The sequence below is a fragment of the Mucilaginibacter sp. SMC90 genome (assembly GCF_022811725.1).
Classification (GTDB): domain Bacteria; phylum Bacteroidota; class Bacteroidia; order Sphingobacteriales; family Sphingobacteriaceae; genus Mucilaginibacter.
In genome coordinates, this window is record NZ_CP094527.1 from 1311114 (window position 1) to 1330418 (window position 19305).

The following is a 19305-nucleotide window of genomic DNA, read 5'->3' on the forward strand; positions in this document are numbered from 1 at the left end:
TCAACAATCATCTTCTTTTAATTACTTTTGCGCTGAAGGGTTTCGGAAATCAAAATTCCGAAATCGAACATCCCAAATCCGAAATCAGAACTATGTTGCAAATACAGGAAAACGTATCCCTCAAAAATTTTAACACTTTCGGTATTGATACCCGTGCCCGCTACTTTGTAGAAATAGCCCATGAAGATGAGCTAACAGAGCTGTTTGCGGATCCGCAATGGCAGCAAACCGAACGGCTGGTACTTGGCGGCGGCAGCAATATGCTGATGGTTAATGATTTTGACGGCTTGGTGATCCGCATGAATATCCGGGGCATTGAGCACCGCATTAGTCATGATGATGTTTATGTTGAAGTTGGTGGTGGCGAAGTATGGAACGGCCTGGTAAACTATTGTGTTGACCATGGTTATGCCGGTATCGAAAACCTGAGCCTTATTCCGGGTTCGGTAGGGGCATCACCCATTCAAAACATAGGTGCCTATGGTGTAGAGCTGAAAGATGTTTTTCACAGCTGCCGCGCTTTTGAAATAGCAACAGGTACGTTTAAAGAGTTTAGCAAAGAGGATTGTAAATTCGGCTACCGCGAAAGTGTGTTCAAAGCGGAGCTGAAAGGACTATATATTATAGTATCGGTAAAATTTCATTTATCGCTTACGCCGAACATCAATACCCAATATGGTGCAATAGGGCTGGAGCTGCAAAGCCGGGGGATTGTAAACCCTACCATAAAAGATGTATCACAGGTGGTGGCGCATATCCGGGTATCTAAACTGCCCGATCCCTCAACTATTGGTAATGCCGGTAGTTTTTTCAAAAACCCGGTGATCAGCACAGATGAGTTTGCCGCAGTTCAGGCTAAATTTCCGGATGTGGTGAACTACCCTGCTGCAGATGGCGGCGTAAAACTTGCCGCCGGCTGGCTCATTGAACAGTGCGGCTGGAAGGGAAAAACTGTTGGCCACACAGGAACATGGAAGAACCAGGCCCTTGTATTGGTGAACCACGGAGGGGCTACCGGACAGGAAGTGTATGATTTTTCGTCGCAAATCATAGACAGTGTGTACACTAAATTTGGCGTTACACTACAACGGGAGGTTAATATTATTAGTTAAATAAGTTTATTTAAAGTGAATTTCTGTTTTAAATAAAATTTGTTCTAAATAACATTCCTGTTACAAATCTTTTGTTTTCGTGTTTTGTTATTTATTATTTTTTATATATAAGTGACTGTTAATCAATTGTTTTATTGATTTTAAAGTGTAAGTATTACACACTTGCCAAAATCTTACGCCGAAATTTAATTGTGGAGTTTTTACTACACTTTTTAGGTTAGTGGCATCATGCTTGTCTAATTGTTAACACAAAACTTTAACAAAATGACAAAGATTGAGTTTAACACCCTTGTACTACGTCAGGCGACTTCTTTAAGATCATACGCTTTACATTTCACGCACGACGCAGACGATGCTAACGACCTTGTCCAGGATACAATGTTGAAGGCCATAACTTATTACAACAAGTTTAAGGAAGGCACCAATTTAAAAGGATGGTTATATACCATCATGAAAAATACGTTCATCAACAACTATCGCCGTTTTGTTAAAATGAGCACCTTCGTTACCAAAAGTGATGAAATTTCATCTCCAAACCTGGTATTCAGTTCAACTAAAAATCAGGGCGAAGCTAAATTTGTAATGGATGATATTAAAAAAGCTTTAGACAGGCTGCCTGAAGATTATTATGTACCCTTCACTATGTATTTTGAAGGTCATAAATACCATGAAATTGCCGATCATCTGGATATCCCAATCGGTACTGTAAAAACCCGTATACACGTAGCACGCAAGTTGCTTAAGAAAAACCTTAAAGCATATGATAACGGTATCGCCAAACCCGTTTATGCCGAGAATTAATGTTCAATTAAACTCCATCATATATATAATAGGAAACCCGCCCCATGAGGCGGGTTTTTTGTTTAGATATAGGTTGTTATTATCCGGCGCGCCTTATCTTAAAAACGGTACAGCCGGCTGATAAAATATTTGCCGGGTGTTATATACCAGTACGCTGTTAAAAATGATATAAATAAAGTTTACAGCATAAAACAACGGCATACTCAACAATATAATTTCGCCAGCGCCAAGGTTCAATATAGATGAGGGGATATGGAAAAATTCATTATTGAAAAGGATGATTATTGTCATCGCTATAAACAAGCACCATGAGATTTGAAAATTGATAAGCCGTTTACAGGGCTTATCTATATCCTTTAATTTTTTTCTGTTGGATAGCCATAATGCCAGTGGCAAAGCTATCCCTAACAACGGAAATATAATGAAGCTTAAGGCTGATAAATTGAATTGCAGCAGGAAGTTTCTGCTATCATTATTCAAAATTTCTGCCGGGTCGAAAGGTGATTCCGTTAAATCTTCTGGGGTAATATTCAATGCAGTTGCCAGTCTTTTAAGGGTGTCGCCCCTGGCCTCCGTTTCACCGTTTTCTATTCGTTGTACGGTTCTTAAACTTAGCTGTGCTTGTTCGGCTAATTCTTCCTGGCTTAATCCTTTACGGTTACGCAGTTCCTTGATCTTTTTTCCGGGGTTATAGGTTTTCATATTTGATATATTTTGCTGAACAAAAGTATAGCTGTATAAAGATATTAACTGCCGACTTGTTTACGTCATGTTTACGACATTGCTGTTTAGTATAGGTGTTTCCTACTGCGCCAGCTTCTTCATCGCCTCTGCCGCCACTACCTGCCCGGATATAATAGCAGGTGGCACTCCCGGCCCGGGCACGGTGAGTTGACCCGTATACAACAGGTTGCTGATATGTTTGGCCCGCATGGCGGGTTTAAAAAATGCAGTTTGGGCAAGTGTGTTGGCTAATCCGTAGGCGTTGCCTTTAAAAGAGTGATAGTCGGCTTTAAAATCATTTAATGCATAGCTACGCTTTACCACTATCGAATTGCGGATGTCCTGCCCGGTAATGTGGGCAAACCTGCCCATCATCAGGTTAAAATATTTTTCGCGAATGGTTTCATCATCATTTAATCCCGGAGCTATCGGCATAAGGAAAAACAGGTTCTCACCGCCATCGGGAGCTACTGTGTTATCTGTTTTTGAAGCGCAGCATACGTAAAATAGTGGATTGGTTGGCCATTGCGGTGAGGTGTAAATTTCTTTGGCATGCAGCTCAAAATCCTCATCAAAAAACAAATTGTGATGCTGTATACCCGGCACTTTTTTATTGGTGCCGATATAAAAAAGCAAACTCGATGGCGACATGGTACGGCTATCCCAATATTTAGCCGTGTAGTTGCGATGGGGTTCATCAATCACGTGCTGGTCAATATGTTCATAATCGGCCCCGGCAATTACCATATCGGCAGTAAATACACCTTGGGTGGTTTGTATGCTGCTAACCTGTTTATCTTTTACCTCAATTTTAGTGACCTCCGTGTTCAGTTTTATTTCAACCCCAAGCTCTATAGCCAAACTCACCATAGCTTTTACTATTTCGTTCATGCCGCCCATCGGGTACCAGGTCCCTAACGAAAGATCGGCGTAATTCATCATGCTGTACATAGCCGGGGTATTTTGCGGGGTAGCGCCTAAAAACAACACCGGGAACTCAAGTAGTTTAACCAGTTTAGGGTTTTTAAAATGCTTGCGTACATGACTGCTCATGCTGGTCAACAGTTGAATACTGAAACTTTTTTTGATGAGATTGAAATCAATAAACTCGGTAATGGAGTGGGAGGGGCGAAAAACATATTCGCCCATACCTACTTTATATTTATATTCCGCCTGGGCTAAAAACTCTTTTAATGCTTTGCTGCTGCCAGGTTCTGTTTGTTCAAACAGGGCTTCGAGCTCGGCCATGTTTGCAGGTACATCCAATATTTCATTTGGGCTGTAATAAATGCGATAGCCGGGATCCAGTCTTTTAAGCTGATAATAGTCGGAGGTCTTTTTGCCGAACAGCGCGAAGAAGTTTTCAAACACATCCGGCATCCAGTACCAGCTTGGCCCCATATCAAAACGGAAGCCGTTATGCTCCCAGACGCGGGCGCGGCCTCCGGGCTGATTGTTTTTTTCGAGTATGGTAACTTTATAACCTTCTTTAGCCAAAATACAGGCTGCAGATAATCCTGCAAAGCCCGAACCAATAACAATTATATGCTTGCTGCTGCTCATGTTTAATGTGAAGTCCAAGTTAAGCAAATTGTTTTATGGGCATAAAAAACAATACCGCTTTGAATTTGTACTTTTGAACAAATGACCACGCTAAGGCCGATGATGAACCTGTACGATGAAGCATGTTTTGAATGCAGTAAACTGATAACTAAAAAGTACAGTACTTCATTTAGTCTTGGCATCAGAACTTTCGATAAAAGTTTCCGGTACCCTATCTATGCCATTTATGGATTTGTGCGTTATGCCGATGAAATTGTAGATACCTTTCATGATTACGATCAGCAGCAATTGATTGACAGGTTTGGCAGCGAAACATTTTGCGCTATTAAAGAGGGCATAAGCACCAACCCGGTTATTCACTCATTTCAGCAGGTGGTTAACCAGTATCATATTGATCACGAGTTGATCAGAGCTTTCCTGCGATCGATGGCGATGGACCTGGATAATAAAGCTTATGATAAGGATACCTATCAAACATACATATACGGTTCGGCAGAGGTTATCGGCCTGATGTGCCTGAGAATATTCACCAGTGATGATGCTTTGTATCAATCACTGATCCCCAAAGCACGAAGCCTGGGGGCCGCATTCCAAAAAGTTAATTTTTTGCGGGATGTTAAGGCCGACTATACCGAACGCGGGCGTACCTATTTTCCGGGGATAGATTTTAATAACTTTACCGAGCAGGACAAGCTTGCCATTGAAGCCGAAATTAAGCACGATTTTGATGAGGCTTTTGAGGGGATAAAGCGCCTGCCCGCGGGCACCAGGCTTGGGGTTTATATTGCGTATATTTATTACCTGCAGCTGTTTAAAAAAATAAGCTATACATCGGCCAACGTAATACTTAAAAAACGTATCAGGGTTTCTGATGCCCGTAAAATGAGTTTATACATCAAAGCTGTTCTGCAGCAAAAGCTAAACGTTATTTAATGTTCAGGAAGATTTTTTTTATAGCCAATATTTTGGCATCATCATTCGTTTTTCAATCGGCCAAAGCCGAAGAACCAAATTTGAAAGTGTTGCGTAAGCAAATGGTGATTGCAATAGATAAAAGCAAGACAGCCGATTCCCTGTATAACAGCCTCAACAGTATTAAAGAAAAAAACGGCATTGTAAATGGTTTTATAGGGGCATTACTGGCTTTAAAGGCCAAGCATGCCTGGAACCCGTACTCTAAAGTGAAATACCTTAATCGGTCAGAAAAAGTATTTAAGCAAGCTGTAACTGCCGACCCGCATAATATCGAGATCAGGTTTATGCGCTTTTCTATTGAACATAATGTGCCATCCATTTTAGGCTTTAATAAAGATCTTGCAGCCGATAGCGAAGATATTATAGCACAACTGGATAAAAAGAACTATGGCTCGGCCGATAAGGAATTAACTATCGCAATCATCAAATTCCTGATCCATTCCAAAAGGTGCACACCTGCCCAAAATCAGGTACTAAACAAACATTTAACCGAACTTACGTGAGATACACCTATTTGCTGATCAATCTGCTAACGGTGTTTTTCCCCGTTGTGCTTTCGTTTGATAAAAGGGTGGCTTTTTACAAAACCTGGAAATTTATATGGCCGGGTATGCTTGTTACCGGTTTGTTCTTTTTGTTTTGGGATGTGCTTTTCACCATTCACGGTGTTTGGTCGTTCAATCAGGCATACATTATTGGGGTTAAATTTTGGGGTTTGCCCTTAGAGGAAATACTGTTTTTTTTAACCGTGCCATTTGCCTGCATTTTTATTTACGCATGCCTCAATTATTATGTTAAATGGCTAATGCCTTTCAGGCTAACCAGTATCATAAGCAGCATGGTAATAATGCTGAGCATCCTGATGCTGATATTTTATCATGACAGGCTTTACACCGTAGTTACCTTTAGTTTATTGTTGGCGTTGGTACTGCTTATCCAATACGTTTTTAAAGCAGATTGGTTAAACCGGTATTACCTGGCATATTTTGTAGCACTTTTGCCGTTTTATATAGTGAACGGTATATTAACCTCAGTACCAATTGTGCTGTATAACAATGCCGAAAATCTTGGGAAACGGGTTGGTACTATCCCCGTAGAAGATCATTTTTACCTCATGGCCCTATTGCTGATGAATATTGGTTTCTTTGAATATTTTAAACAGCGAAAATTGAAATCAAGCAAATGAGCGAACTGCCACGATACACTAAATCGCAGCTGGCCTTACGTAACGGGCAGGATAAGCCACAGGTATGGGTAGCCTACAAAGGCGATATTTATGATGTAACGGAAAGCCGCCTGTGGCGTAACGGCAAACACTATGAGCATTGGGCAGGTCAGGACCTTACAGACGAGCTTGCCGATGCCCCGCATACAGAAACTGTATTTGAAAAGTTTGAGAAGATAGGAAAACTAAAGCCGGTATAAACTTATCACAGAGGGCTTGAATATTTTAAGCCTTTCCTAACGAAGAGTAGGTGTTATCATTAAATAAAAAATGTCATTTCGACGAACCAAGGAGGGCTTTGCGCGTCGGAGGTGAGGAGAAATCTTCTACGCCCTGCTTTTAACAGTATGGTTGTAGAACCAGATGTAGAAGATTTCTCTTTCGCCCCATCTCACAGCCCTCCGTGCTCTATCGAAATGACATTTTCTTTTTTAGGATGTGGTATATATAGTAATTCCTAAGTAAGAGAGGCAAGAGTTTACAATTCAAATTTAGCCAGGCCTACAAATTCCTGTATGCGGTTAGCTATCTCTTCTTCACTCAGGTTCCTTAATCTTTCAGAACCAAATTTTTCAACACAGAATGAGGCCAGTGCCGAACCAAAGATAATAGCGTTTTTCATGTTGTTGAAGTTAACAGTACCCACTTTAGCCATATAGCCAATAAAGCCACCTGCAAAAGTATCGCCTGCGCCTGTAGGATCAAACACCTCGGCCAATGGAAGGGCTGGGGCGCTAAAAATCTGATTTTCATGGAACAACAAGGCACCGTGCTCTCCTTTTTTAATGATAAGGTATTTAGGGCCCATGGTTAATATTTTACGGGCGGCCTTAACCAGTGAAAACTCGCCCGATAATTGGCGTGCTTCGGCATCATTGATGGTTAAAACGTCAACCATCTGTATGGTTTTCAATAGCTCATCAAGGGCAATATCCATCCAAAAGTTCATGGTGTCCATTACAATAAGCTTAGGGCGGTTTTTAAGACGGCTGATAACGGTTTGCTGTACCTGCGGCGAAAGGTTGCCCAGCATCAGGTATTCGCAATCCTGGTAACTTTCCGGAATGATAGGATCGAAGGCTTCCAGTACGTTGAGTTCAGTTACCAGGGTATCACGACTGTTCATGTCATTATGGTAACGGCCACTCCAGAAAAATGATTTTTCGCCCTGTTTGATCTGCAGGCCTTCGGTATTAACATTGTGGTTTTGGAGGTCCTCAATTTCATGTTGAGGGAAGTCGTCGCCAACAACGGCAACAATTTTTATTTTATCATAAAAGTAAGAAGCGCCCAAACTTGCAAAGGTTGCAGAACCGCCTACTATTTTATCGGTTTTACCAAAAGGGGTTTCAATGGCATCAAACGCCACAGTGCCAATAACTAACAAACTCATGTAAAGATATTTATATTTTTTCGTCGCAAATATTGTGAAAAATAAGGGATAATCATTAATCGATACCATTTTGTAACACCAATTTTCACAGGTGAAACCATAATTTGAGCAGATATTGTAAACATAACTGCCGAAAAAAGTTAGGTTGCCTGAAAACTGGCAGGCGTCCGGAAAAAAATATCACATAGCTTTAATTTTAAGTGTCACATAATCAATGAGAAAAACGGCATGTGAAAAATATTTAAAATTTTTTTTAATAAAAATTGTGAAATATCTGTCGAGTTTTTACCTTTGCCCCACTCCAAACCGGATTAGATTCCTGAGTAGCTCAGCCGGTTAGAGCATCTGACTGTTAATCAGAGGGTCGCTGGTTCGAGCCCAGCCTCAGGAGCACAAGCCCCGCACGTCTGCGGGGCTTTTTTTATGCCCTGAAATTTGATTTACGATGAGATTAATGTTATATCGAATCAGCCCTAAAAGCTGGGGGATATGAATCTATACGTGGCACGCGCGTGCTATCTCGGGGCATTAGGAGATTTAGCGATCATCTTTTTCAAAGGATTCGTCAAAGTCAAGGATTTGATAGGGAATATAGATAGATAAAGAAGTTTGCTAAACAATATTTGCCGTGCTAAGCATTACATTAACAGTAAAAAGAGATTTTTTATCAGCAAAAAGGCGTTTGGTTTTATAGCTATCAGCTATCTATTTAAACGCCTCAGCCAGGTGGTTATTTAACGTGGTATTCAGGCCTTGCTCATCAACTACAATATCAACAAGTTTTCCATTTTTGTCTATCAGAAACAGCGCCGGAATAGTTGTGACGCCGTATTCTGAAATTAACGGATACTCGTTAGAGAACTCAATTTTGGTGGGGAAGATGTTTTTCCATTGTGTTATGCTCTCTTTAGCAACAGCTTTCTTCCATTTTTCGGGTGTGTAATCCATGTTAATGCCTATAACCTCAAGTCCTTTAGAATGGTACTTGGCATACAGTTCTTTAACTTTTGGCAACATTGCCAGGCATGGGCCGCACCAACTTGCCCAAAAATCAAGCAATACATAGTGCTTTCCGCGATAAGACGACAGGCTCACTTGCTCGTTATTAATCCCAGTTTCTGTAAAATCCGGAGCCAGATGACCAACACTGGGAGTTTGTGGTTTAAAGGCAGGGTGTTGCAGATAAGTATGGAGTTGTTTGCCAATAATGCTGTTCTGCATTCTCGCGGTTAGCTTTTTGTATTGTGATTCTAAAGAGTCGCGGTATTGATAGCCCGCGTACTTCTTCATCAGAAAAGGGCTCAGGTATGAATCGGGATGTGTTGATATGAAGGAAAATTCGAGTGCCCGTATTTTATCTTTCCTGATAAAACGTTTGGCATTATCCGTTTCATTGTTGTATTTGCCGGTGGACGATGCTATCTCATTGGTAACAGCTTCTTCATCTCTGTTTAGCTTGCTAAATTCATCCTGCGTAATTGAACCGGACAGGGCAGATAAGTTCACGTTATCCTTATTAATAGCTATTTTCATCTCTTTTGGTTCGATAAACAGGCTGCCGCTTTTTTTATAAGAGCGGTCTTTACCACGTATATTGAGCCAAATAGTGGATGGTTCTGCTATATTACCTTTAACAATAAAAGTAGCCTTATCGCTAATTATCGAATCTTTTATAGTTTCTCCAGCTTCGTTTACGTACTGGATATCTATAGTATCGCGAGCACGTGTATCTACAGTTCCGCGTAAGGTAAAAGCACGCGGGTTGATAGTTTGAGCCTTTGCCGAATAATAACTAAAAAGGCTTAGTATAATGATCGATAACTTTTTCATAGGAATATAAATAAGTATGATCAAATGTATAACTAAATAATTAGTTATAAAAATCGAACGGAAGTTTCATACTCGATAGTAACTCCAGAGCGCTGATCCGGGAATATAGAAGACCGATTGGAGTATGATCACCCTTTTATCTATCTGTCATTACAGGTATTTGACTGTATAAAATAATCTCCCGTCGGCATTGATTCCGCTCACTACAATTTTGAACCTGTTTGAATGATCATTATTGTAAAATCTGATTGCCTGTGTTTGCTTTTGCTTGTCAAGTATGAGGTTGGGGACCCAAAGTAGAGTTAATCTCAGATCCTTACCAGTATGCACGATTCGGGCGTAATCTGGTGAATAAAATGTTCGGAGTTGTGTGTAGCCAGATAATGTGGCAGTTTTGTTATTTGATGTACTGGTATAACCTCCATCTTTTTTCGTGTATAATGCTATCACTCCGCCTTGTACACCGAACATCCCTCCCGACGCCGGATCGTATATTTTTACATACTCAAACTCGGTCATCGGAATGCCTTTTACATCGCCCGCATCAACCTGAATATTATTCAAAAAGATGGACACGTTGTCATCTCGCCAGGTTACCGACGGGCGACCTGAAACAGCATTCCTGATCTGCAATCCACCAACCTTGTTCTGTAAGTACTGATATATGGTTACGCTATTCTGTGCTCTGGGATCCCTGGTAAGATCAAAATTAGCTGATATGCCGCCCTTAAATAACCCCGTGCTGAATTGTTCATCAATTTTATCCTTATCATCTATCCGTCTTCCTTTAACCGTCACTTCCTGGAGCGTTCTTAAGCCATTCAATTCATGCCAATAATCTAACAAATGTTGTTTGCTGCCAGAATCCGGAACTATTTGTACTTCACTGGCTTCAGGCAAACTGAATGAATATGGATATTTACTAATCAAGCCATTTGTTACCTTGATCTCTGTTTTTTCGGATGCCAGCGCCTAGTCGGTGAATTTAAAACTTAGTTTAGCATCGCCGTAAAAGATCAATCCATCTTTTTTAAAAGTTCCATCAGGGTTCATCGTTATTGGAAACAAGACTGCGCTTGAATCGGGTGCGGTAACGATAATATTGACCATTGCTCCTGGAGAGATTCTTCTTTTATCAACCTGATTAACCTTTCCTTCAACAGCAATATATTTATTGTTATAATTTTGGAGATCCTTTCGGAGTTCATACGTATACTGCTGCCAGCCGTTAGTTAGCATGACCATGTCGAGGTATTGCGCCGTTGTATCAGCATCATTTTCAAAGTAAAATTCCGGATTAACGATTTTGCCTCTCAAACCACCCGCAAGCAGTAATTGAGAAATGATTGTAGCCGATGGTTTTTTTTGATCACTATCACAACTTGCTGTTATTGAGATAGAAAGATTTGCCCTGGTAGAGTCCTGGTTTTTAATAACCATTTCATTTAGGCCCCTGCTGTTTTTACTAATCACCGGAAACGAGATATCCGGCTTAAATAAATAATCGTGCTTATTAACAAATACCGCTCTTTCGGCAAGTATGCGGTTATCTCTGTTAAATAAAGTTATGTGAACAATACCGGTAGGCATTGCCTCAAAAGGGATGGTCATATTAACAGCTTGATTTGAAGTCAAATCGGCTTTGATCTGGTATAGCTTACGCCCATTTGCCGTTGCCACAATACTCAATTTCTTATCAGCCTCAGCAGCATCAACCGTTCGTTGTATGATGATCTTTTTACCTTTTGAATTATTTAAAACGTGTAACACGATACCGGACGACTGAGGCCTGAAAAGCGAATCTTGATGTTTCATGCCCTGATCATCAATCCAGTGGGCTACATATCTTTCGCCCGGAGATGGCTGTATCACAACCGTTCCCATACCATCATGCACCGTTTTAAAGGTTGTAATGATTTTATTCCCTGCTTTTATTGCGCCACTCGCGTTGACTGGCATTCCATTGATATCGGAAGCTTTGAAGGCCACGAGTGATGGCAGGTCATCCACCAATAAACCTCCCTCCGGAAGGAAACTGATTGAAGCCTGATGTCGGACTGCTGATTTCCTGGTACCAAGAAACCGCATCACCGGCATTTGCAATTCACTGATATAAACAGCGTTCGAATCGCTAAGCATCATGGTTGTATACGCCCTGCAAAACCAGCGTACCCCATCCTCTCCAGGGGGTATGCGGAGGTAACCGGAGGCCGTGGCTTCAAAGACAGGTGCCACAATACGGTCTGATATATTTCCGTTTTGGTCAACCAATTCTATATTCAAACTCGTACTTAGAACAGATGGCCAGGAGCCGTTAAACAAGTAGGCTTTTAACCAAACCGTATCTCCCGGGAAATAATAATCCCGATCATAATGGATATATATCCGTTCACTGTGCCCTGTTTGTTTCAATGCATACTCTTCCATGTTGTCCTGCCCGCTACAAACAGCGGAGTAGCCTATTAAAAAAAACAATAGCAGCGTCCCGCTAACCAAGCGCTTCAACATAATTTCTGATTGTTTGATTAAATTTAAAGCTTCAGTATCAAATAACAGTATCTCCTTGTGAAATAGCTGCATTACCCTTGCCTCAAAAAAAACTGCAAAAAAATTTGCGCAACTCAAAAGTTGCATATATATTGCAACCTATAGGTTGCTTAATTAAATTTTGCAAAATGAAACAGGACATATTTCAGGCCATAGCCGACCCAACGCGGAGAGCTATTTTAACTTTAATTGCTATACAGGCCTTAACACCAAATGTAATGGCCGAAAAATTTGATATGAGCAGGCAAGCAGTATCAAAACATATTAAAGTGTTACAGGAGTGCGAATTGGTTACGCCGCAACATTCAGGCAGGGAAATATATTATCATTTTAATGCAAAAAAAATGCAGGAATTTGACAACTGGATAGCCCAATTCAGACGCAACTGGGAAACCCAGTTTAATCAACTTGACGAAGTATTATTAAAAATGAAAAACGACGAAAATGAACAATGATTTGCTATTTGATTTTACCGTCGATAAAGCGGCAAAAACGATATTTATAACAAGGGAGTTTAACGCCCGGCAGTCGCTGGTATGGGACGCTTTTACCAAAAAGGAAATTTTGGATAAATGGGCCGCACCTGCACCCATGCGCTGCGAAACCAAATACCTGGATTTTAAAGTTGGGGGCCGAAGATTTTACGCCATGATAAACCCCGACGGGCAGGAGCGCTGGATACTCCAGGAATATACTTCCATTACACCGAAAACTAATTTCAAGCTTTATAACTCGTTCGCTGATAAAGACGAAAACCCGGAGCTGCCGGGCTCTAAATGGGACCACAGTTTCAGCGAGCAAAATGGCATAACAAAAGTGGATATTTCCATTTATAATGAATCGCTGGAACGGATGCAAAACCTGTCTGACGGTTTCAGGATAGGGTACACAGCGATGTTAAAAAATCTGGATGATCTGTTCGCCAGTTTATTGCAGAAATAACAAGTAGAACAATTAAACCACTATAAATTAAAAATCATGAAAGCAATTAATCCCTGGATCAACTTTAACGGCAATGCCGAAGAGGCATTTACTTTTTACAAATCAGTTTTTGGCGGAGAGTTCAAAAAGATTGTCAGGTTTAAAGACTTAGCCAGCGCCGAATTTCCGGTAGACGCTGATGATGCAAATAAAATAATGCACATCGCCTTACCTATAGGCAAAAACAACGTGCTGATAGCCAACGATGTTCCCGGATTTTTAGGACGGGTAGACGAAAATGAAAACCGGTCGAAAATTGCGGTAAGTACAGACAGCCGCGAAGAAGCTGATAAAATATTTAACGGACTATCGGCAGGTGGAAGCGTTGAAATGCCTATTGATGACAGCCCCTGGGGTACATACGCCAGTATGTTCAGAGACAAATATGGCATTGAATGGATTGTGGAATTCGATCCAAGCAATTGATTAACAAATAAAAGGAGGCTGTCCTTTTGGGACAGCCCCTTTTTTATTTGCACAAATTTGCCTGAATGCAGATCAGGCTGAAAAGCTGAGAAAAAACAGCCCTCCATATCTGCTATGTGCCTGTCATGGTAAACGGTATGGTTCACATGAAATTTTATTCTGAAAAGCTATAGGAAAGAGGCTGCCCGACGTTAAATTATCCTGATCAGGAGCAATGCAAATATTGCAACCTTATCAATGTTTTGTTTTAAATGTTTTGTAGCTATTGCCAACTGATTTTCGACGGTGTGTTTGCTGATTTCCAGCAACGAAGCTATTTCGGTATTACTCAAATGTTGCATTTTGCTCATTTGAAATATTTCGCGGCATCGTTTGGGTAGTTCCTTCAAACACTCCTGCATCATAAATTCATGATCAAGCTCGGTAAGGCGTTCATAACCCATATTGTACACCACTGCACCTGTAGCAGGAAATTCTTCGTAAAAATCAATAAGCGAATGTTTGGCCATTTTTAGCCGCCGGTACACCTCATACCGCGTAACCGAATTAAGATAGGCTGCAAAATTATTGATGTTAAGGGTTTGACGCTTGTTCCAAATAATAACAAATACCTCCTGAACAACTTCTTCACTTGCACTCGTATCTTTTAAATAAAATAGCGCGGCTTTGTACATCCTGAGCCAGTACCTGTCATAAAAAAGGGCAAACGATCTGCCGTCGCCAGCGGTAATACGCTGCCACAATTCCTCGTCAGATAATGAAGCTTTTGCCATTATTGGTTTATAATTAGGTTTTAAGCGCAATTATCAACCTGGGCTACCATCATCAGGGCAATCAAAAATTGCACAGCTAATAGTTGCCAATCGGGTTGTTAAATAGTAAAATGGTGGTTTTTTGGTTTATCCAACTAAAATAGGTTTCTTTTTTATTTGCACTATCCTGAACTGTCATGTCCTGTTTGGATGTAGCATTTTGCCCCGTCAAAATCTTTTTTGAATTTTTTTTAAAAAACTATGGGAGGTTTCCCCGCTTTCACCCTCTACCTAATAAACCGATTATAAATTCATGACCGCAGAAGAGTATACCGAGCTATATGAACGATACCTTGCAGGCAATGCTACGCCGCGGGAGGTTGAAAGCCTGCTTGCATATCAAGACAAATTTGACATTGCAAGATTTGATACCGGAGAGGGCATTGCTGACCAGGACGCGATCAAAGACCGCATTTACAGCCAAATAGTTAAACAGACTAATGTAGATGGGCAAAAATCAAACAGCAGGAGCTTTTGGTGGTCAATGGCGGCGTCATTGTTAATATTGGCTACTGCGGGGATAGTTTTCGTAAAAAAGCAACATTCAACAGTCCGTAAAGATGTAAGTGAAATAGCCGCCCACCATAAAAATATACTCCCGGGTACTAATAAAGCAATACTGATCCTGGGGAGCGGCGAAACCATCGATTTACATGCGATAGCAAACGGCCAGATAGCCAGGGCGGGCAATGTGAGGGTGAAAAAATTAAAGGATGGCCAACTGGCATATGATAGAGAGCTATCGGCAGAAAATGATGATCGGGTGGTATCTTTCAATACCATTGTTATCCCAAAAGGAGGGCAATATGAGGTAACCCTGCCCGACGGTACATCAGTGTGGCTTAATTCAGCATCATCATTAAAATATCCAACCGTATTTACGGGTAAGGAAAGACATGTGGAGCTAACCGGTGAAGCCTATTTTGAAGTAGCCAAGAATAAGGCCAGGCCATTCACGGTTTCTGCCGGGAAAACCGATGTGAAAGTATTAGGCACACATTTCAACATTACGGCTTATCAGGATGACCCGGTATCAAAAACAACCTTGCTTGAAGGTGCTGTAGTGTTGAGCCGCGGTAAGCAGCAAGTTGAAATGGTTCCCGGCCAGCAGGCTGTAACCCAAAATGGCGATGGTGGGGCAATCCGGCTAAAAACGGTAAATGTGGAAGATGCTATAGCCTGGAAAAAAGGCTACTTCTCGTTCAGAAAAGAAAATATCGGGAGCGCCATGCGCAAAATAGCACGCTGGTATGATGTAGACGTTGAATACGAGGGTAAAATGAGCCACAAAGTACTGGGCGGCACGGTATCACGCACCCAGAATATTGATGAAATATTGGCTTATCTTGAATTGACAGGCATAGCCCGATTTGAACTTAAAGAAAGGAGGATCATTGTAAAAGGAAATTAACCCACCCTTGTATAATATCCTAAGTTAAGTCAAGGAACGTCGTTACCGTTCCCTGACTTCTCAGCAAGAGGTGCTGATTAGGTCAAAAACAATTCTCTTCAAAGAATCAATTATTTACTAACCTACATCCAAATGTATAAAAATTCTACTAAAGATTTTTGTGGGATATGGCCCCGCATTAACCCTAATTTGCTGTTGAAGATGAAGCTGACATTTGCTATTTGTCTTATTGCATTTATGCAGGTTTCGGCGTCGAGCCTTGCTCAAAAAATAACGCTGAATGTTAAAAACCTGCCTTTTGATAAGTTGCTGGATAACCTTGAGCAACAAAGCGGCTATCATTTTCTGTATGATGATGAGTTGTTGAGCGAAGCAAAACCGGTGACACTTAATATCAAAGATGTCACGATAACCGATGTACTGGCCAAATGCTTTGCAGGCCAGCCATTTGCTTACGTGCTTAAAAAGCGCAACGTTATAGTTACGCAAAATTATAAAACGGAAACACCGAAACCGGCGGCGGTACTTACCGTAACCGGCACCGTAACCGACGAAAAGGGAATTGCCCTGCCCGGCGCAACGGTTGCTGTAAAGGGCAAAAACATAGCTACCACAACCAATAACAACGGCAAATATGCATTGGCCAATGTAGATGTCGACTCAACACTGGTGTTCAGCTTTTTGGGATATAATACAAAGGAAGTACCCGTTCAAAGCCGGGCGCTCATTAACGTGAGTTTAACTCCTAAAGAAAACAGCCTGAACGATGTTATAGTTGTAGGTTATGGCACCCAGAAAAAAGGGACTATTACCGGTTCTGTAGCTGCGGTAAAGTCGGCCGAGATTACTGTTGCACCTTTAGCCAGTACCATCAATACGCTTGCCGGACGTTTGCCTGGTTTGGTGTCCCAGCAATCAAGCGGCCAACCAGGTGCCGATCAGGCCAACATCAGCATCAGAGGCTTTGGGCAGGCGTTATGGATTGTTGACGGCGTAGAATCAGATTTCAACAATATCGATCCTAACCAGATCGAAACCATCAGTATCCTGAAAGATGGTTCGGCATCTATTTATGGTGCCCGGGCGGGTAATGGTGTTGTGCTTGTAACTACCAAGCGGGGCAAAGAGGGTAAACCGAATATTACCCTGAACTCGTCATACACCTTGCAGGGAAATACAGCAATGGCCGATCCTGTTAATGCCGGGCAATATGCCGAGATAACAAACCTTTTTTATACCAACCAGGGCAAGCCTGCGCCTTATACGCAGGACCAGGTTCAGAAATTTTATAACGGCGGCGACCCTGCTTACCCCAATACCGATTGGAAAAAAATTGCAGCCCGCACATGGGCTCCGCAAACGCAGCAAAACTTGTCGGTTCGCGGCGGCTCGGAGCAAATTAAATATTTTGGCTTTTTCGGGTACCTGAACCAGGACCCTATGTGGCGCAATAATGGTGGTGGTTACAATCGCTACAATCTGCAATCAAACCTTGATGCCAAGATCAATAATGACCTGTCTATCCAGCTTAACCTTTCATCGGTTAATGAAATGATATCGCAGCCGGTGCGCGGGCAAGGTGCCGGTATCAACACACTTTGGCAGGATTTATGGAACTCCTTGCCAATTTACCCTGCAACGCTGCCCGATCCAACTAAATACTCATACGCCAACGGACAAGGGGTTGGCAGCATTTCCCTGGTATCTGACGAAAATATAGCAGGTTACGACAGGGTAAACAGACAAAACCTGAAAGGCACATTTATAGCCGATTACAAAATCCGTGCTGTTCCTGGTTTAAGCGCAAAGGCTTTTATCAATTACGATAAAACTTACGCTACCGATAAAAACTTCTCTAAGCCGTATAGTTTTTACACGTACGATTACGGCACACAGGCGTATACCCTTGCCGGCTCGCTGGGTACCGCAGCTAAATTAATTTATGACGAAACGCAAACGAGGAACATCAACGGTCAGTTATCATTAAACTATGATCATCTCTTTGGCCCGGATCATCATATTACCGCACTTGCATTGTATGAGGCAATTGATAACAGCTTTAATGAGGTAATAGCCGGCCGGGATAATTTTTTGACGCCTGCTATTGAAGACCTTTATGCCGGGGCTGTTCAAACCAGCCAGGCAGACAGCCACACAACCCAAACCGGACGTGCCAGTTATGTTGGCCGTTTAAACTATTCATACAAAGACAAATATTTGATCGAATCTACTTTCCGTGCTGATGCATCAGCTAAATTTCCGCCCGAAAAACGCTGGGGCTATTTTCCAAGTGTTTCATTAGGCTGGCGTTTGGACCAGGAAAGCTTTATTAAAAAAGTAAGCGCCATTGATGAACTGAAACTGCGAGCAAGCTATGGCACTTCGGGTATAGATGCCGTGCTCGATTTTCAATATTTAACGGGTTACAAATTTAACGGGCAATGGCTTATAGGCAATGGTACGCAGGTGGGTATCCAATCAACCGGCTTGGCCAATCCCAATCTTACCTGGGAAAAAGTAAAGATCTATAACCTTGGTTTTGATTATTCTTTCTTCAACAGGAAACTGTTTGGAACTGTAGATGCTTTTTACCGTACACTTACCGGTATTCCTGCTACCCGCATTTTTACGTTGCCAAGTACCTTTGGTGCAGCGCTTCCGCCGGAGAACATAAACAGCCAAAATAATCGTGGTTTTGAATTCAGCGTAGGCACAAGCGGCAACATTGGCCAGCTAAATTACCAGGTAACGGCAAATATTTCATGGTCGCGTGCAAAGTGGAATCATTTCGAAGAACCTGCATACACAGATGCTGATCAGGCAAGGCTAAATCAACTATCGGGCCGCTGGATGGATATCACTTACGGATATATCTCAGATGGTTTGTTCACCAGCCAGCAGCAGATAGATAATTTAAAATTTGATTATCCCGGCGGAAATGCCGCATTACGGCCGGGAGATATCCGCTATGTTGATATTAACGGTGATGGTAAGCTCGATTACCGCGATCAAAAACAGATTGGCACAGGCACCGTGCCCGACTGGATGACCGGTGCTACCATTAACCTGAAATACAAAAACTTCGATCTGCAATCATTACTGCAGGGGGCTTTCAATTATTACAGTATGATCAGTCTTCAGCATGGCGGTATCAATTACTCGCAAACATATTATCAAAATATGTGGACAGAGCAAAATAATTCGGCTAACGCTTTTGTGCCGCGTATTTCGGGGGCTTCTGCAAATAGTTTGCAATCAGATCATTTCTTTAAAAAAGCAAGCTATTTGAGGTTGAAAACCTTTGCCATAGGCTATAATTTCCCTAAAAATCTATTGCGCAAGGCTGGTGTACAAAACCTGCGGTTTTACCTGGCTGGTACCAATTTGCTAACCATTAATCCGCTTAGTAAATATGATGTCGATCCGGAAGCACCTTCAGGGCAGGCAGGCTATTACTACCCGCAGCAAAGAACAGTTTCGGTTGGGTTGAATGTATCATTATAATT

The 19305-nt window shown here is 41.7% G+C and carries 18 protein-coding genes and 1 tRNA gene; 12 read left to right on the forward strand and 7 right to left on the reverse strand.

Going from position 1 to position 19305, the window contains the following annotated elements; translation table 11 throughout:
• Positions 1–92 precede the first annotated feature (92 nt).
• Together murB and MTO98_RS05810 are read left to right on the forward strand one after the other, a co-directional pair.
• Positions 93–1112 (forward strand): UDP-N-acetylmuramate dehydrogenase, encoded by a 1020-nt coding sequence (murB, locus tag MTO98_RS05805; RefSeq protein WP_243485667.1) that lies wholly within the window; start codon positions 93–95, stop codon positions 1110–1112.
• 264 nt (positions 1113–1376) lie between these two features.
• A complete protein-coding gene (locus MTO98_RS05810) occupies positions 1377–1913 on the forward strand; it encodes an RNA polymerase sigma factor (protein WP_090528721.1) in 537 nt (178 codons plus the stop codon).
• A gap of 93 nt (positions 1914–2006) precedes the next feature.
• Here the strand turns inward: MTO98_RS05810 and MTO98_RS05815 are convergent, their stop codons facing one another.
• Both MTO98_RS05815 and MTO98_RS05820 read right to left on the reverse strand, forming a co-directional pair.
• Positions 2007–2615 carry a helix-turn-helix domain-containing protein gene (locus MTO98_RS05815; protein ID WP_243485668.1) on the reverse strand — a complete coding sequence of 203 codons (609 nt, stop codon included), beginning with the start codon at positions 2613–2615 and terminating at the stop codon, positions 2007–2009.
• A gap of 102 nt (positions 2616–2717) precedes the next feature.
• Entirely contained in the window at positions 2718–4199 is a 1482-nt protein-coding gene (locus MTO98_RS05820) for an NAD(P)/FAD-dependent oxidoreductase (RefSeq protein WP_243485669.1), read from the reverse strand.
• Positions 4200–4280: 81 nt separating this feature from the next.
• On the opposite strand from MTO98_RS05820, the gene MTO98_RS05825 reads away from it, so the two are divergent.
• The 4 genes from MTO98_RS05825 to MTO98_RS05840 are packed head-to-tail and all read left to right on the forward strand — an operon-like array spanning position 4281 to position 6599.
• Entirely contained in the window at positions 4281–5132 is an 852-nt protein-coding gene (locus MTO98_RS05825; protein ID WP_243485670.1) for a phytoene/squalene synthase family protein, read from the forward strand.
• On the forward strand, positions 5132–5677 hold the full coding sequence (locus MTO98_RS05830) for a hypothetical protein (RefSeq protein ID WP_243485671.1): 546 nt from the start codon (positions 5132–5134) through the stop codon (positions 5675–5677). The genes MTO98_RS05825 and MTO98_RS05830 overlap by 1 nt, the downstream gene beginning before the upstream one ends.
• Complete coding sequence (locus MTO98_RS05835; protein WP_243485672.1) at positions 5674–6360, forward strand: lycopene cyclase domain-containing protein; 687 nt, start codon at positions 5674–5676, stop codon at positions 6358–6360. Before MTO98_RS05830 ends, MTO98_RS05835 begins: the two co-directional genes overlap by 4 nt.
• Positions 6357–6599, forward strand: coding sequence for a cytochrome b5 domain-containing protein (locus tag MTO98_RS05840; protein WP_243485673.1), 243 nt, complete (start codon positions 6357–6359; stop codon positions 6597–6599). Before MTO98_RS05835 ends, MTO98_RS05840 begins: the two co-directional genes overlap by 4 nt.
• Positions 6600–6877: 278 nt before the next feature.
• Here MTO98_RS05840 and MTO98_RS05845 read toward each other — a convergent pair whose 3' ends face one another.
• Positions 6878–7792 (reverse strand): PfkB family carbohydrate kinase, encoded by a 915-nt coding sequence (locus MTO98_RS05845; protein ID WP_243485674.1) that lies wholly within the window; start codon positions 7790–7792, stop codon positions 6878–6880.
• A 317-nt stretch (positions 7793–8109) separates the two neighbouring features.
• On the opposite strand from MTO98_RS05845, the gene MTO98_RS05850 reads away from it, so the two are divergent.
• Positions 8110–8183: transfer RNA gene (locus MTO98_RS05850), tRNA-Asn, on the forward strand.
• 314 nt (positions 8184–8497) lie between these two features.
• On the opposite strand, the gene MTO98_RS05855 is transcribed toward MTO98_RS05850, so the two are convergent.
• The 3 genes from MTO98_RS05855 to MTO98_RS05865 all read right to left on the reverse strand — a co-directional run bounded on the left by MTO98_RS05855 (position 8498) and on the right by MTO98_RS05865 (position 12130).
• Positions 8498–9622 (reverse strand): TlpA disulfide reductase family protein, encoded by a 1125-nt coding sequence (locus tag MTO98_RS05855; protein WP_243485675.1) that lies wholly within the window; start codon positions 9620–9622, stop codon positions 8498–8500.
• A 150-nt stretch (positions 9623–9772) separates the two neighbouring features.
• Entirely contained in the window at positions 9773–10522 is a 750-nt protein-coding gene (locus MTO98_RS05860) for a hypothetical protein (RefSeq protein ID WP_243485676.1), read from the reverse strand.
• A gap of 72 nt (positions 10523–10594) precedes the next feature.
• Complete coding sequence (locus tag MTO98_RS05865) at positions 10595–12130, reverse strand: hypothetical protein (protein ID WP_243485677.1); 1536 nt, start codon at positions 12128–12130, stop codon at positions 10595–10597.
• Between the two features lie 167 nt (positions 12131–12297).
• Here MTO98_RS05865 and MTO98_RS05870 point away from each other — a divergent pair, with 167 nt between their 5' ends.
• The 3 genes from MTO98_RS05870 to MTO98_RS05880 are packed head-to-tail and all read left to right on the forward strand — an operon-like array spanning position 12298 to position 13576.
• Positions 12298–12624: a helix-turn-helix transcriptional regulator gene (locus MTO98_RS05870; RefSeq protein WP_243485678.1), complete on the forward strand. Its 327-nt coding sequence runs from the start codon at positions 12298–12300 to the stop codon at positions 12622–12624.
• Positions 12614–13111 (forward strand): SRPBCC domain-containing protein, encoded by a 498-nt coding sequence (locus MTO98_RS05875; RefSeq protein ID WP_243485679.1) that lies wholly within the window; start codon positions 12614–12616, stop codon positions 13109–13111. Before MTO98_RS05870 ends, MTO98_RS05875 begins: the two co-directional genes overlap by 11 nt.
• Positions 13112–13147: 36 nt before the next feature.
• Complete coding sequence (locus MTO98_RS05880) at positions 13148–13576, forward strand: VOC family protein (protein WP_243485680.1); 429 nt, start codon at positions 13148–13150, stop codon at positions 13574–13576.
• A gap of 191 nt (positions 13577–13767) precedes the next feature.
• On the opposite strand, the gene MTO98_RS05885 is transcribed toward MTO98_RS05880, so the two are convergent.
• Positions 13768–14349, reverse strand: coding sequence for an RNA polymerase sigma factor (locus tag MTO98_RS05885; RefSeq protein WP_243485681.1), 582 nt, complete (start codon positions 14347–14349; stop codon positions 13768–13770).
• Positions 14350–14641: 292 nt separating this feature from the next.
• Here MTO98_RS05885 and MTO98_RS05890 point away from each other — a divergent pair, with 292 nt between their 5' ends.
• Both MTO98_RS05890 and MTO98_RS05895 read left to right on the forward strand, forming a co-directional pair.
• Positions 14642–15799 (forward strand): FecR family protein, encoded by a 1158-nt coding sequence (locus MTO98_RS05890; RefSeq protein WP_243485682.1) that lies wholly within the window; start codon positions 14642–14644, stop codon positions 15797–15799.
• 201 nt (positions 15800–16000) lie between these two features.
• The gene (locus MTO98_RS05895; protein ID WP_243485683.1) at positions 16001–19303 is read left to right on the forward strand and encodes a TonB-dependent receptor; all 3303 of its coding nucleotides are present in this window, start codon (positions 16001–16003) and stop codon (positions 19301–19303) included.
• The last annotated feature ends 2 nt before the right edge of the window (positions 19304–19305 follow it).